Source organism: Bacteroides sp. 1_1_30 (assembly GCF_020982715.1).
Taxonomy (GTDB): domain Bacteria; phylum Bacteroidota; class Bacteroidia; order Bacteroidales; family Bacteroidaceae; genus Bacteroides; species Bacteroides xylanisolvens.
In genome coordinates this window covers 41,100-56,480 of record NZ_JAJKHN010000022.1, presented here as the reverse complement: position 1 = coordinate 56,480, position 15,381 = coordinate 41,100, and the positions used below count along the sequence as shown (strand labels likewise).

Sequence of the window (15,381 nt, the reverse complement as noted above, 5' to 3'; positions counted from 1 at the left end):
ATTTTATTTAAAAGCCTCTCCCTGCTCCTCTCCCCAAAAGAGGGAGCCGGAAGATCGTTTTGAAATCAGGTTAATTAATAAATGCATCGGGCGAAAGGTACTGAACACCTCTTATTTGGAAGAAGGCTGGGAAGAGGCTTCCACCTCTACTTCCATACCGTTCACCAAACGTGACTGTCCGGCAACTACCACCTGTGAGTTATCCGGTACACCGGATTTCAACTCATACTCCGTACCCATGCGTCTACCCAGTTCGACCTTATTATAAGATACTTTACCGTCTTTATAAACGAATACATAACGGTCGCCGGAACCTGCCTGCTTAACGATTGCCAAATCGGGAACAACGACGTTTTCTGCTGTACCGAAGTTCAATGTCGCACGGGCAAACATTCCCGGACGCACACGCTGGTCTTTATTATCCAGTCTGATCTCTACCTGGAATGTACGGGTAGTGGCATCTATGGTAGGGTAAATCAGATTGATGGTTCCTGTAAATACTTCATCGCCATATACATCGAGTTTCACATCGACAGGAGTACCTTTTTTCACTTTCGTGAAGTAGGTTTCGGACACGTTAATCAGGAGTTTCACCGGAGTGATCTGTTCTACTACAAGTACGGGTTCTCCACCGCTGTACATATCGCCATTATCATAGTTACGTGCAGTGACCACACCATTGATAGGGCTTTGCAAAGAGGTATTCTCCAGCAGATTCTTATAAGCGGTTTGCTTCACATCGAGTTGCATCTTCGAAGCATCCCACTCTGATTTGGACGCACCGCCCACTTTATATAATTCGTCGATACGGTTGAATTCTATTTCCTGATTATCTAGTTGCAGCTTCGTCTGTTTCAGGTTGGCTGCATCCATCTGCACAAGTTTCTGGCCTTTGGATACGCGGTCGCCCACTTCCACAAAAATCTGGTCGATACGTACGGGAGACGAAGGAGCTATATTATTCTTTACTTCGGCTTCCACCGTTGCTGTGTAATCTTGTATTTGATCTACGGGACGGGCTTTTACGTCTGCCAGCTTCACAATGGGCTTCGCGTCCACATGTTCCGCAGCCGCTTTGTCTTTTCCACCTGTACATGAGCCCATAAACACAGTTAACAGCAGGGCTACCAATTGGATACTTCTTTTCATATTCCTTAATTGTAATTTTTTATTTGTCTATCTTTATTCTTTTCCCAGAACCTGATCGAGGTCTGCCTTAGCAACCAGGTAATCGTATATGGACTGATTATAGGTGAGTTGCGCCTGTGTCAGCGATACTTGGGAACTGTTCAGTTCGAGCACCGTGCCCTTACCTACATCATAACGTTTTTCGGCAATCACTACCGCTTTCTTTGCCTGCATCACATTTTCCTTGTTGCTGACTACCTGCTCTGTGCTGGCACTCATGTTATTGCGACAACTGACAATCTGCATATTCAATTGTCTTTCCGTATCAATACGGTTCCAATCGAGCTGGCGCATCTGTATACGGGCGGATTTCACTTTCGTAAAGTTACTTGCCTTATATAAAGGTATACTAAGATTGAACATCAGGCTGGAACTGTTGCTCCAGTTGTAATTGAAAAAATTGATATTCGGATTATACAGTGATTGATATTGGTAGGAGAAACTCATTGAAAGAGTCGGCATAAAGTTTGTCTTTAAAGACTTTACGTTCTTTTCAAGCAACTTCATGTTCAAGTCCAACTGCTTCATGGTGGTATTGTTGTCCAGATTTACATTTTCTTCTCTCAACTGGTTGGCAAACATGGCCGTCTCATAGTTGGTCAGACTATCGTTAATCTTTATCTCCACATCGGCTGTGATCCCCATCAGGACTTTCAACTGCAACTTAGCCAAAGTCACCGCATTAGCTGCCGAAATCAAGTTCGGTTTAATACTGCGCATCTGCACCTCCGCACTGATCTTGTCATATTCGCTCACAGTTCCCTGCTGATATTTGGCATTCACTACATTGTAGTTATCTTCTGCCAGTTTATAACTGCCTTGAAGCACTTCATAGCTGTCCTGCGCAAGCATCAACTGATAATAAGCCTTGCTCACCTGATTCACGAGATCCAGTTTGGAAGCGCGTGACTTCTCTACTGCCAGTTCAATATCCGTCTTTGTCATCGACATGGCACGATAAACGCCCGGCACAAAGAGTGGCAGATTAATACTCAACCCCGCATTAGCGGTGTTCGAACCGTCTTGCCCCATCTTGAACACGTTATCGTTCAATTTCATTTCAGCCGCTTTAATGGTATGGTCTACTGAACCGGCAATACTAGCCTCCGGCAACAGACTTTGCCAGGCTTCTTTGCTGGCAACTTTCTTTAATGCAACTTCTTCTTCTGCCACTTTTATTGTCGGATTCTCATCCAATGCAATTTCCAGGGCTTTGTCTAAGGTTAAGGTTAGTATATTCTTCTCCGCCTGTGTGTCCTGCGCCTTTGCAAAACCAAATGCACAGAGTGCCACAGCTACCAGAAGAATCTTCTTACCTGCCAATCTTTTCATCTTGTTCATAAACTGAATTTCTAATTTAATCTTACTTGTTTGTCAATAAAACCTCACTCTTGCTCTAATCTGCGATGCGGTTCTTACGATATTCTTGTATAAAGTCTTCCAGTACCTTTGCTCCTTTTTCGGTGGAGATGCCGCGTATATAAGTAAACATGATGGATTCGTACACTTCAATGAAAGGATATTCATTGCAGATATCCGTATTCAGAAGTACGTCAAACTGCTCTCGTACCAGCAAATTAACGATAGCGAAGTTCACATCCGGACGAAAAATGCCCTGCTCTACTCCCGTCTTGAAGAAGGACATCGTTTTCTGCGAATCGCTGTCCTGCCGGTTCTTCATCATCTCATATACTTTCGGATATTTCTTGATGTCTTCAAAAAAGCGTTTATTCGTCTGATGGAACACCTCAATACTTTTCTGAAAAACTGCAAGTATTACCTCTAACACATTATGCGACTGTTCAAAGATTTTCTGCAAGTACTTATCTCTGTCGGCCTGTGCCTTCAGTATACATTCTTTCAACAACGATTCTTTATCCGAAAAGACTTCATAGAGGGTACGTTTGGATATTCCTAATGCTGCTGCAATATCGTCCATCGTAATACTCTTGATGCCTTTTGAAGTAAAAGCTTCTGTTGCTGCCGTTATGATCCGTTCTCTTAACTCTACCCGTTGGGAAGCGTCTTTTCCATGCTCTGCCATCATCCGTTTTTCTATTTTATTAAAATGCAGTTTTCGTTTTCTTTTCATTTCCAAAGGAAAAACGGAACAAAGATATATAGAAAACTCAATTAACAAATCAAGTTTCCATCTATTTATAATGCATTTGGGAATTATTATCATTCAATAGAGTAAAATGAAAACAAGTGTTAATAGGAAATACGGAACAAACATAGGGCAAAGGTAGGAATGAGGAGAATACGAAGTAAAGTTTTATCGCCGGCAGAGGGATTATAATCGACAAATGCCGGATAAATATCGATAAGAATCGACACTTATCCGGCAATAACAGCCACCATTATCAACGAAAAGCGAAAAAGGGTCAATTTATTGTCAGTATTCAATCTGTGTCCTCTTCAGGAAGGCGACTGTTTTATGTATCTCCTTGTACATCACGATATCATCTTTCACAAAAGGCACTTCTTTCCGATAGGCATGGAGGAAACGCTCAAGGACTGGGGAAGTTTTCTGCGGGCGGCGGAAGTCGATGCCTTGTGCAGCATTCATCAGTTCGATGGCAAGGATATGTTCCAGGTTGTCCATCACTTTATAGAGTTTGGTAGCGGCGTTGGCGCCCATGCTTACGTGGTCTTCCTGTCCGTTGGAGGAGACGATGGAGTCGCTCGAAGCCGCATAGCAGTACATTTTATTCTGGCTGACCATCGAAGCGGCAGCATATTGCGGAATCATGAAACCGGAGTTCAGACCGGGGTTGGCAACCAGGAATTCAGGTAGTCCGCGGAGTCCCATAATCAGTTGGGAGACACGGCGTTCGGAGATATTTCCCAATTCGGCTAAAGCGATGGCAAGGAAGTCATAAGAGATGGCAAGCGGTTGCCCGTGGAAGTTTCCGCCGGAGATGATCCGGTCTTCATCGGGGAAGATGGTGGGGTTGTCCGTAACGGAATTGATTTCAGTCAGCAATACGGAGGCAACGTAGCGGATGGCGTCTTTCGTGGCACCGTGTACTTGCGGGATGCAGCGGAAGGAATAGGGATCTTGAACGTGATCTTTGTGACGTTCGATCAGTTCGCTACCGGCCAGTAGTTTGCGGAAGGCTTCGCCTGTCTCGATTTGTCCCTGATGGGGGCGGATTTGCTGGATGCAGTCCATAAACGGGTCGATACGACCATCAAAGGCTTCGAGGGAAAGGGCGGCTATGAGGTCGGCTTTTTTCGAGAGACGGAAGGCTTTGAGCATAGCGAATACACCGTTGGCGCTCATAAATTGGGTGCCGTTGAGCAGGGCCAGTCCTTCTTTACTCATTAGTTTGACGGGTTCCCAGCCGAATTCGTCGAGTACGCTGATGGCTTCGCACTTTTTCCCTTTATAGTAGACATCGCCGACACCGATCAGGGGGAGGAAAAGATTGGCAAGCGGTGCAAGGTCGCCGGAGGCTCCAAGGGAGCCACGGTCATAGACGATGGGCATGACGTCATTGTTGAAGAAGTCCAGGATGCGTTGTACGGTGATTACTTGTACTCCGCTATGTCCTAATGAGAGGGCGTGGGCTTTGAGGAGCATCATCAGTTTGATGATGACGGGGCGGATTTCTTCGCCTACGCTGCAAGCATGGCTTTTTATCAGGTTCTCCTGAAGCGTACCGAGTTCGTCGGGAGAAATATTTTTGGTACATAAAGAGCCGAAACCGGTTGTTATACCGTACAGCGGTTCTTCGGAAGAAGCTATTTTGTGGTCGAGGTAGTCGCGACATTTCTGGATGCGCAACTTGGCTTCGGGAGCTAGTTCCAGTTTCAGGTTTTCGTTGATAATTCGTTCGATGATTTCGAAGGTCAATGCTCCGGAACCGATATGATATACATTCTTACTCATACGCGCAGGTCTTGATTTACGGCATCCAACAATTCTTTTTCTCTCCGGCAGGCGGTTTGCTCGATTGTATCGGCTTCGGTTTGCAGTTGGAGGACAAAATCTCTGTCTTTGAGCGAACCAAGGTTGATACGGACGTTCAGCAAGGCTCCCAATACGGCGGAACGGGCGGACATCATGGCTACGCAGGCATCTGTGACGGCATTGCGGTTGCCCAAGCGGGCAACATCTGCTATGACGGACATCATATCCAGGGCCTTGCGGGCTACTTCCAACGGAACGAGGGCGGCTTGTTTGGTTGCTTCCTGAATGGCGGCACTTCGCGCGGCGTTCTCTTCGTCGGTTGTTTTAGGAAGTTTGAAGCAGGCAAAGACTTCGTTGTAGGCAGCGGAATCTTTATCGATAAGTGCAATAAATTCGTCCAGCAGACGGAGGGTGATAGTTTGTGCGTGCTGCATTACTTCTTCACTGGCTTCGTATCCCTTTTTTCCTACGGTGAGCCGTGCTACCATTGTGGAAAGGGCGGAAGCCAGTGCTCCATCCAAAGCGGCAATACTACCTCCACCGGGTACAGGATCGCTGCAAGCTACTTTATCTAAGAAATCTTTTACGGTTAAATCTGCTAACATGGTATTTTGTTTTAAGTGATTAATGAATGAGTTGGTCAACTATTAAGCGACGGGATATAACATGCCACCTTTAATAGTCATGATTACACAGTTCATGCCTATATAATAAGGTAGAATATGATAGTTGTTGGAATTGAGAACGATAAAATCGCCTTGTTTGCCTACTTCGATGCTTCCAATCCGGTCGGCTCGCTGAAGGGCGGCAGCTCCGTTCAGGGTCAGGGCGGTGATGGTTTCTTCAATACTCATTTTCATATAGATGCAGGCCAGAGCAATGGTCAGCGGGATAGAACCGGAGAAACAACTGCCAGGGTTCAGGTCAGTAGCAAGTGCTACCGCACAGCCGGAGTCAATCATTTCACGACCGCGTGCGTAGGGTTCTTTCAGAGCAAAAGCTGTCAAAGGTAACAGGGTGGCTACTACTCCGGCATCGGCCATTGCACGGATGCCGGCATCGGAAGCGTGCAGGAGGTGATCGGCAGACAGTGCTCCCAGTTCGGCTGCCAGTTCAGCTCCACCGAGGGAGACGATTTCGTCAGCGTGGAGTTTCAACAGAAAGCCGTGTTCCTTGGCTGCCTGAAGCAGGCGGCGGGACTGTTCGATAGAGAAAACGCCTTGTTCGCAAAAGACATCACAACATTCTGCCAGTTCGCCGTCACGGACAAGGGGAAGCATTTCACGAATCAGGAAGTCGATGTATTCGTCGCTTCTTCCTGCATATTCTTCGGGAAGGGCATGGGCACCGAGAAAGGTGGAGACTATATCGACACGTTTATGCTCGGTGTTGTTCAGGCTGCGCATTACCTTTAGCTGTAATAGTTCGGTTTCCCGATCCAGTCCGTAGCCGCTTTTACCTTCTACGGTGGTTACGCCCATTGTGCTCATTCTTTTCAGAAAGCCTTCGGCTGCTGAACGCAGTTTCAGGAAATTCATTTGCCGGGTGGCTTTTACGGTGCTTGCGATTCCGCCTCCCCGCTCCATAATCGACATATAGCTTTCGCCGTTCAGACGCCAAGAGAATTCTTCGGAACGTTCTCCGCCAAATACAAAATGGGTATGGGAATCAACGAAGCCGGGCAAGAGGCAGTGTCCGCGAGCGTTATAATGCCAGTAATGTTGATAGTAACCGTCGCGGTCTTCGCCACGGTTCTCACCAACGTAGGTGATGATTCCTTTGGTGACTTCCACGGTTCCGTTCTCTATGACTTGCAGTTGGGACATTTCTTCGCCTTTACGGGCGGAAAAGCCGATGGGAGTTACGATACGGGCATTGAATATGATTAGGTTTTCACTCATAAATTATCCGAATTATCTTGGTTTATTCTTGTTTCATTCATCCTGCTTCTTGATCCGTTGTTTTTTATCAGGCAGGTTCCCCTGTAAACATCCGTTCTGATTTGGATTGAATATTCGCTAACATATTTCTTTACCGGCTATTCCATGATACGGGCTTCCAAGACTTGCTGCATGGAAAAGTTTTCGAGTCCGAGATAGTAGGAAGCTGTATCAATCAGGGCTTCCATCGGTACGAGGCCAATGATTTCACTACCGACAATCGTAACACCATAGCGGCGGGCTTCGATACGTACCAGTTCGAAGGCGCGGTAAAGGGCAGTACGGGTATAGTCGGTCATGTTTATGGATACCTGGGTGATGTTTCTCTCCTTTAGCTCCACTCCCATTGCTTTCACATAACGGAGCCCTCCATTGATATGGCGGATATTCTTTGCTATCTTGGTAGCTATTTCCAGATTGTCCGTACTAAGATTGATATTGTAGGCTACGAGCGGCATACGGGCTCCGATGGCGACTGTACCTGCGGTTGGATGACGTTCGGCAGGTCCGAAATCTGGTTGCCATTCGGGTAGTTTGATTTTTTCGGCCATGCCTTCAAATTCTCCTTTACGAACGGAAGCGAGATTTTCCCGATGCGACGCAGTTGCGGACTTCTCATACAGGAAGACAGGAAGATGATAGATCTCGGCTACTTTTGCGGCTACTTTCTTGGATAGTTCGATGGCTTCTTCCATGCTAGTATTCTTAATCGGGATGAAAGGGATGACATCTACCGCTCCCATACGGGGATGTTGCCCGGTATGCTGATTCAGGTCTATCAAACGGACAGCCACACCGACGGCTTCAACGATTGCTTCGTACAGAGCTTCCGGCTCGCCGACAAGAGTTACAACCAGACGGTTATGGTCTTCATCATTACTGTAATCAAGCAGTTTTACCCCGGCCTTAATACGGAAAGGGGCTACTATCTGATCTATTTTCTCTAAATCACGTCCCTCGCTAAAATTGGGGACGCATTCAATAATTTTATTCCAACTCATATCAAATATCTATTATTATAGAGGTTATATTCAACTGGATAACTATATGTTTTACATTAAACAAGTGCTCTTTACCAATAGTCCTTATATAATCAGGCACGGTTCACACGAGTTGCATACCGAATCACCGCATGGTTTATACTAAACAGCTATATGTTTAAACAGTTCCATATATTATGGGAATTTATTCTCTCATATTAAGAGAATAAATTACCATAATATGTGATACTATTTTCCCACAATATATGGGACTATCTTCTTTATAAGTTCTTCGTCCGCTACATACGGCATTGTTATCTGATAGTCTCTTGCATGGGAGTCATTAAATGCTTCGCTTGTCTCCATCGCATGCGGATTACGCGCCCATGAGCGACGGGCTACTCCGCCCATCACATCCCAGAGCATTGCCGAACGAAGTATTTCATCTACCCGTTCGCTACCGTCGCATACCATACCGAAACCGCCATTGACTGCTTTACCAATACCGACTCCACCACCATTGTGCAAAGCTACCAGGCTCATTCCGCGGGCACAATTTCCGGCAAAACATTGCACAGCCATATCTGCCATCACATTGCTTCCGTCTTTGATATTCGATGTCTCCCGGAAAGGAGAATCCGTTCCGCTTACATCGTGATGGTCTCGTCCCAGCATGATAGGACCTACTTCTCCCCGGCGGACCATCTCATTGAAACGGAGGGCTATGTTCATTCTCCCGACTGCATCCTGATACAGAATACGTGCCTGTGTACCCACCACGAGCTGATTCTTTTCTGCATCCCGTATCCAGTTGTAATTGTCAAGATCCTGACCGCGCCGATTGACGTCGATACATTCCATAGCTGCGTGGTCTGTTTTTATCAGATCTTCGTGTTTGCCACTCAAGCAAACCCATCTGAACGGACCGTAGCCATAATCAAAGAGTTGGGGTCCCATAATATCTTCAACATAGCTTGGCCAGATAAATCCGTCCTTTTCATCAACACCATTACGGGAGATTTCTTTTACTCCGGCATCGTATATGGCTTTCATGAAGGAGTTTCCATAATCAAAGAAATAAGTTCCGCGGGCTACGAGTTTCTTGATAACTTCGAAATGACGATGCAAGGATATATCTACCAAGTGACGGAATTGTTCCGGAGATTCGTGAAGAAGGCGGGTGCGTTCTTCAAAAGTTAGTCCGGCAGGGCAGTAACCGCCTTCGTAAACGGCATGACAGGAGGTTTGATCGGATAATAATTCAATAGGAATTCTTTCGCGTTCGGCATATTCGAGCAGATCTACGACATTGCCGTGATAGGCTATCGAGCAGGGTTCACGACGTTGCATTGCTTGAGATGCCATCCGGTATGCTTCGGCTATATCCGCAGTCACGTGTCCCACCCATCCCTGGCGGTAACGGGTTTCAATACGCGAACTATCTACTTCGGCTATGATGGAGACTGCTCCTGCTATCTCCGCCGCTTTGGGTTGTGCGCCGCTCATTCCTCCCAAGCCGGAAGATACAAATAAATGTCCCCGCAGATTTTGGTCTTGTGGAATACCCAGTTTCAATCGCCCGGCATTGAGGAGGGTATTGAAAGTGCCATGCACAATTCCTTGAGGACCGATATACATCCAGCCGCCGGCAGTCATTTGCCCGTAATTGGCAACTCCCATCTGGGCAGCAATATGCCAATCATGTTGATTGTCGAATTGCCCGATCATCATCGAATTGGTTATTATAACGCGGGGAGCATCGGGACGGGAGCGGAAAAGCCCTAATGGATGTCCGGACTCAATAACCAGCGTCTGTTCTTGGGTAAGTTCTTCGAGGTATTGTTTTATCAGTCGATATTGCATCCAGTTTTGGCAGACTTGTCCGGTTTCACCGTAAGTGACTAGTTCGTAGGGATATAATGCTATATCGAAGCAAAGGTTATTGTCAATCATTACCTGAAAAGCTTTGCCTTCAATGCATTGTCCCCGGTACTCGTCAATCGGTTTGGCTTTCAGGTCGCCGGCAGGACGGAAACGGTATCCGTAAATCCGCCCGCGAGTGCGTAGCTCTTCCATCAATTCAGGAGCCAATTGTTCGTGCCACTCGGTAGGAATATAACGCAAAGCGTTTTTTAATGCAGTGATTGTCTGCGCCGGGGTAAGTGTATAACCACGGTCGGGAGCTCTCCGGATACCTTCTACAAAATCCGGATAAGGAGGTAGTGTGTTGCCAAGAGTTATTCTCATAATAAACAGAATTAAGGATTACAAACTGTAAGCAATACAGTCTTATAACTCTTCGCAAGATAGAAAAAAAGAAGATAAAAGACAAGAGATTTGACAGATTTATTATCAGAAAGGTATTATTACATTTACAGTTTGATAGAAGAACAAGACACAAGCGATGTCAAAACTCTCTTATGCTTTTATACAGGCACGAATACAGGCCGTTTCGTCAAAACAGATAGATAGATCTTTCATTAAAGTAGATAGCAGGGGGGCATTACGGTAAATAGCAAAACTATCATTAAAACAAATGGTGGAGCTTCACTAAAGCTAAAAATAGATTTTTCATTAAAATGAATGGAAGGATCGTTGGTAAGAACCCTTTCATTAAAATAAAAGAGAATCTTTAGTAAAGCAAATAGCAGCCCTTTCTAAAATCAACGCTATGAAATCGGTGGAATTTGTATAACTAGCGTAACCCGCATCTCAATAATATCATTATATAGATGATTGTATTATTGATAGGGCTTTTTCATACGATACCAACCGCAATTAATGGAATTATTTCTTTTGGTTATTCTGCAACTCTAACAGATATTTAAAAGTATGCTTTGCCTCCTGACTATCATCTTTCAAATATGCTTGTTTCAGTTCCGGATAATTCTTCAATAATTGCAGCATTCTATCTTTCCCCAGAAAGTCGACTTTTCCCGTTTCACCATTCAATTCATAGCAAACACGTTTTGTAACCAGACTTGAAGCGGCAAGAGCATCGCCTATATTTCCTCCTAGTTTTACATCATCTTCTTCCACAAAGTTGCCTCCGATGACTGATCCTAAAGGCATCGCACAAAAATAGATGTTTTTGCCTAACTGAACGGCAGGAGCATACCATGCTCCAAAACGCAATTTCTTATAGCGCAACTTACGACAGTTCAAATATAAATTTCCTTTTTCGTCACGCACAGCAAAACAACGCTTCTTCAAACGCCGGCACATCGACTCGTCATCACCGGCCGTTATCCGGTAATCAGCCCCTCCTGTTAATACAATCTGATTTCTGGAACGTTTTTCTACACGCAACACAGCAGTGGTATCGCCATGTTGAGTCAGCAACTCTTTCAGGTTGGAATAAATAATATTCTGCGCAATTAACGGAAGGCTAATCACGCTTATCAGCAAACATAAGATACATCCTTTCTTCATAAGCATCCTCCTTTCCTGTCTAACGCCTTTTCGAGTGGAAAGTTATAAATTTTAGCGGATAAATGCAAGAATGAGAAAAGAAATATTGAAAATTTCTTCCAGCTAACAACAACATTATCAAGACGAGTTATAATCCAAGCCCACACATCTTCCTACTTCCGTTAATAAACAGTAAATCTACTCTTGACAAAAACAAGCTCCTATCCCGACCGTTATGAATTATATTACCTTTGCGCAAAAGATTTAAATTTGTCATGGAAAAACTAGAACAGATCATTACCACATATCAGCAAATCATTCAGAAAACAGAACTGGAGTTACAGAATGCACGGAAACGTATCTATTATATAAGTCTTCTTCGACTTATCTTATTCGTAGGAGCCGTAGCAAATGCCATTATTTTTTGGTCTGACGGTTGGCTATGCCTCTCTGCATTCGCTGTCCTACCCTTTATCTTATTCATTTGGTTAGTAAAACGCCATAATTTCTGGTTCTACCGGAAAGACTTTCTGAAAAAGAAAATAGAAATCAACGAGCAGGAACTACGTGCCATGCAATATGATTTTTCCGATTTTGACGATGGAAAAGAATTCATTAACCCGTCTCACCTCTACACTCTTGATCTGGACGTATTTGGAGAACACTCTCTCTTCCAATACATCAACCGCACCGCAACCCCTATCGGCAAGCAACATCTCGCAAACTGGTTCAATGCACATCTGGAGAATAAAGCAGCTATTGACCACCGCCAGGAAGCCATCCGGGAACTCTCCACCGATTTGGAATATCGCCAACAAATCCGCTTACTCGGATTACTCTATAAAGGAAAACCTGCCGATACCACCGAAATCAAAGAATGGGCAGCCAGTCCGAGTTATTATCGAAAACGTACGCTCCTGCGTATCCTCCCAATAGCGGTTACCGTCATTAATTTCTTATGTATAAGTCTAGCCATTTTAGGCATTATCTCGGCTAACATTGCAGGAGGAGTATTTGTCAGCTTTGTATTATTCAGTACTATTTTCTCTAAAGGAATCACTAAACTGCAAACAACCTACGGAGAAAAGCTGCAGATTCTTTCAACATACGCTGACCAAATTCTGCTCACTGAACAAAAAGAAATGCACAGTCATATACTGCAAGAGTTAAAAACGGACCTTACAAGTCAAAATCAAACCGCTTCTCAAGCAGTCCGCCAGCTTTCTAAACTGATGAACGCACTCGACCAACGAAGCAATCTGCTCATGAGTACTATACTCAACGGACTGATATTTTGGGAGCTACGACAGGTGATGCGAATCGAGAAGTGGAAAGAGATTCATGCCTCCGACCTCCCCCGATGGATAGAAACAATCGGAGAAATAGATGCCTATTGTTCCCTGGCAACATTCGCATATAATCATCCGGATTATATTTACCCCACTATCGCTGCTCAATCTTTCCACCTACAAGCTGAAGCCTTGGGGCATCCCCTAATGGATCGCAACCAATGTGTGCGTAACGGAATAGACATTGAAAAACGTCCTTTCTTTATTATAATCACAGGCGCCAATATGGCAGGCAAGAGTACTTATTTACGTACTGTAGGAGTAAACTATCTACTGGCATGTATAGGAGCTCCCGTTTGGGCAAAGCAAATGAAAATATATCCGGCCCGTCTCGTTACCAGCCTTCGAACCAGTGATTCCCTAGCTGACAACGAATCTTATTTCTTTGCAGAACTCAAGCGACTTAAATTAATCATAGACAAACTTGAAGCCGGGGAAGAGCTTTTCATCATCCTTGATGAAATACTGAAAGGCACCAACTCCATGGACAAACAGAAAGGCTCTTTCGCCCTTATCAAACAATTCATGCACATGAACGCCAACGGTATCATCGCCACCCATGACTTGTTATTAGGGACTTTAATAGAGTCCTTCCCACAAAATATCCGAAATTACTGTTTCGAAGCCGACATTACCAACAATGAACTCACCTTCTCATATCAAATGAGAAACGGAGTTGCTCAAAACATGAACGCCTGCTTCTTAATGAAAAAAATGGGGATCGCCGTCATTAACGACTAATCCCCATCTTCGTATGAAAATCAAAGTTATCTTTTACAGTAACATCTAAAACCTGTTTTATTTAGTAGCAGCAAACTCAATATAAAGTTTCAAACTGCATAGTTTTAATGTGTCGGAAAAAACAAAGTCAAACAGGTGTTATAGATATATACTTATTGTATTTTACTTTTCGACAAAAAAGCGACTATCGCAGAAGCTTTTTCATTAGTGAAATACTGCACCGATGTTATTGGCTGATACGTGTAAGGTACAAATTGGAATAACTGTACAGCTGCAAACTTTTTATCAGCAGAAAGTATCACATCCATACGTATATTACCACTAGCCTCGCTTTTTATTTTCGAATCAGCGGAGAATGAACCCGAATTTACAAGATTTTTCAAAGCATCCATATGCTTCAAATCAAAGAATACACTATGCTCTTTAGCCACACTTTTTGTTGGTAAATAAACAACCTCCTTTGATTTCCAGAAAAGACGGAAAATTCCCATAAGAAATAAACCTGTCCCCAAAACCATCAAAGCCATACTGGTTGTAGAAGACTTGTCATCCAATTCGAATGTTGAAGCAAAAGCTAAAATACCAATCAATAACATAACAGAAGAGATTAAAACTCCTGAAACACTTATGCGTTTAGCGATATCGGGGTGTGTAGATGCGAATATAGTAGCATCAATCGTTTGAGTAGTTGCCATAATATTTAAAGTTTAATTTATTAGTAAAAATATAAAGATAAAAAGAAGTAGTATCACCAGTATACAGAAGATACCAGTAACCACAAAATAAACAATACCAATAAATATACTGCTAAATAATTATACGCCTCAAGGTGTATACATAGTATTCACTCGATGGCTGGCAATAATAGGAAGTTGTTGTATCATAAATCCGCCCCCAGTGTTGTGATAGTGAGCTCTCACGATCAGCACAACCTTGTAGCGCATTCTTTAAAGAAAAGAAATATTCTCCAAGCTGTACACGTTGAATACGTGTCACAGATATTTGATGGCTCTGCAAATTGGTCAATTCAGCCACAGGCTTACCCGGAAGATCGGGTGCACAGATTTCCCCACGCTGCCCCATAGCATATGTAATATCACACCCCTGCTTATCCACCATTTTTTCGGTAGAGACATTGCCTGCTATGCTATGAAAAGCAACTGTCAGCAACAGAAACAATATTACCTTTACAAATTTTGCCATATTCACCTGCAAATATAACAGATTCTCTCTATGAAAAGTTTAATTAGGATATATTTTAATGTATCTTAGTATTAATAAACGGCAGACAAACAAAAAAGGCTACCTTTGAAGGTAGCCTTTTTTATATCTATAAGAATAACTGTAAAATTATTCAGCCGATTCAGCTTTTGGTTCTTCAGCCTTAGGAGCTTCAGTTGCAGGAGCTTCAACAGCAGCAGGAGCAGCTTCAGCAGCTTTCTTCGAACGACGAGTACGAGTAGCTTTCTTAGCAACTTTTTCCTTAGCCATGTTTTCATTGTAGTCAACCAACTCAATAAAGCACATTTCTGCGTTGTCACCCAAACGGTTACCAGTCTTGATAATACGAGTATAACCACCCGGACGATCAGCAATCTTAACAGAGATTTCTTTGAACAACTCTGTTACTGCAATCTTATCTTGCAAGTTGCTAAATACAACACGACGAGAGTTCGTAGTATCTTCTTTAGACTTAGTAATCAAAGGCTCAACAAACTTTTTCAAAGCTTTCGCCTTTGCAACAGTCGTAGTGATTCTTTTGTGCTTGATCAAAGAGCAAGCCATGTTAGATAACATAGCGCTTCTATGAGAAGCAGTACGACCTAAATGATTGAATTTTTTATTATGTCTCATTT

At 43.8% G+C, this 15,381-nt stretch carries 13 protein-coding genes; 1 reads left to right on the top strand and 12 read right to left on the bottom strand.

Going from position 1 to position 15,381, the window contains the following annotated elements; genetic code table 11:
- Positions 1-111: 111 nt before the first annotated feature.
- The 9 genes from LPH68_RS08540 to LPH68_RS08500 all read right to left on the bottom strand — a co-directional run bounded on the left by LPH68_RS08540 (position 112) and on the right by LPH68_RS08500 (position 11,456).
- Positions 112-1,149, bottom strand: a complete 1,038-nt coding sequence (locus tag LPH68_RS08540; protein ID WP_008023021.1) for an efflux RND transporter periplasmic adaptor subunit — start codon at positions 1,147-1,149, stop codon at positions 112-114.
- Positions 1,150-1,182: 33 nt separating this feature from the next.
- Positions 1,183-2,529, bottom strand: coding sequence for a TolC family protein (locus tag LPH68_RS08535; RefSeq protein WP_134978769.1), 1,347 nt, complete (start codon positions 2,527-2,529; stop codon positions 1,183-1,185).
- Positions 2,530-2,584: 55 nt separating this feature from the next.
- A complete protein-coding gene (locus LPH68_RS08530; protein WP_008023025.1) occupies positions 2,585-3,235 on the bottom strand; it encodes a TetR/AcrR family transcriptional regulator in 651 nt (216 codons plus the stop codon).
- Positions 3,236-3,583: 348 nt separating this feature from the next.
- A complete protein-coding gene (gene hutH / locus LPH68_RS08525; RefSeq protein ID WP_151921670.1) occupies positions 3,584-5,083 on the bottom strand; it encodes a histidine ammonia-lyase in 1,500 nt (499 codons plus the stop codon).
- Entirely contained in the window at positions 5,080-5,709 is a 630-nt protein-coding gene (locus LPH68_RS08520) for a cyclodeaminase/cyclohydrolase family protein (RefSeq protein ID WP_004313466.1), read from the bottom strand. Before LPH68_RS08520 ends, hutH begins: the two co-directional genes overlap by 4 nt.
- Positions 5,710-5,751: 42 nt before the next feature.
- The gene (hutI, locus tag LPH68_RS08515) at positions 5,752-7,005 is read right to left on the bottom strand and encodes an imidazolonepropionase (RefSeq protein WP_004313465.1); all 1,254 of its coding nucleotides are present in this window, start codon (positions 7,003-7,005) and stop codon (positions 5,752-5,754) included.
- Between the two features lie 137 nt (positions 7,006-7,142).
- Positions 7,143-8,045: a glutamate formimidoyltransferase gene (gene ftcD / locus LPH68_RS08510; RefSeq protein ID WP_004313464.1), complete on the bottom strand. Its 903-nt coding sequence runs from the start codon at positions 8,043-8,045 to the stop codon at positions 7,143-7,145.
- Between the two features lie 228 nt (positions 8,046-8,273).
- Entirely contained in the window at positions 8,274-10,271 is a 1,998-nt protein-coding gene (locus tag LPH68_RS08505; RefSeq protein ID WP_055236003.1) for a urocanate hydratase, read from the bottom strand.
- A 540-nt stretch (positions 10,272-10,811) separates the two neighbouring features.
- Positions 10,812-11,456, bottom strand: coding sequence for a DUF6563 family protein (locus tag LPH68_RS08500; RefSeq protein ID WP_165450643.1), 645 nt, complete (start codon positions 11,454-11,456; stop codon positions 10,812-10,814).
- A 254-nt stretch (positions 11,457-11,710) separates the two neighbouring features.
- Between LPH68_RS08500 and LPH68_RS08495 the strand changes: the two genes are divergently transcribed.
- On the top strand, positions 11,711-13,525 hold the full coding sequence (locus tag LPH68_RS08495; RefSeq protein WP_134978772.1) for a MutS family DNA mismatch repair protein: 1,815 nt from the start codon (positions 11,711-11,713) through the stop codon (positions 13,523-13,525).
- Between the two features lie 152 nt (positions 13,526-13,677).
- Here LPH68_RS08495 and LPH68_RS08490 read toward each other — a convergent pair whose 3' ends face one another.
- From LPH68_RS08490 to rplQ, 3 genes are all read right to left on the bottom strand, one after another.
- On the bottom strand, positions 13,678-14,220 hold the full coding sequence (locus LPH68_RS08490) for a hypothetical protein (protein WP_055236005.1): 543 nt from the start codon (positions 14,218-14,220) through the stop codon (positions 13,678-13,680).
- 112 nt (positions 14,221-14,332) lie between these two features.
- Positions 14,333-14,728 (bottom strand): hypothetical protein, encoded by a 396-nt coding sequence (locus tag LPH68_RS08485; RefSeq protein ID WP_009040600.1) that lies wholly within the window; start codon positions 14,726-14,728, stop codon positions 14,333-14,335.
- 147 nt (positions 14,729-14,875) lie between these two features.
- The gene (gene rplQ / locus LPH68_RS08480) at positions 14,876-15,379 is read right to left on the bottom strand and encodes a 50S ribosomal protein L17 (RefSeq protein ID WP_004313458.1); all 504 of its coding nucleotides are present in this window, start codon (positions 15,377-15,379) and stop codon (positions 14,876-14,878) included.
- Positions 15,380-15,381: the final 2 nt, after the last annotated feature.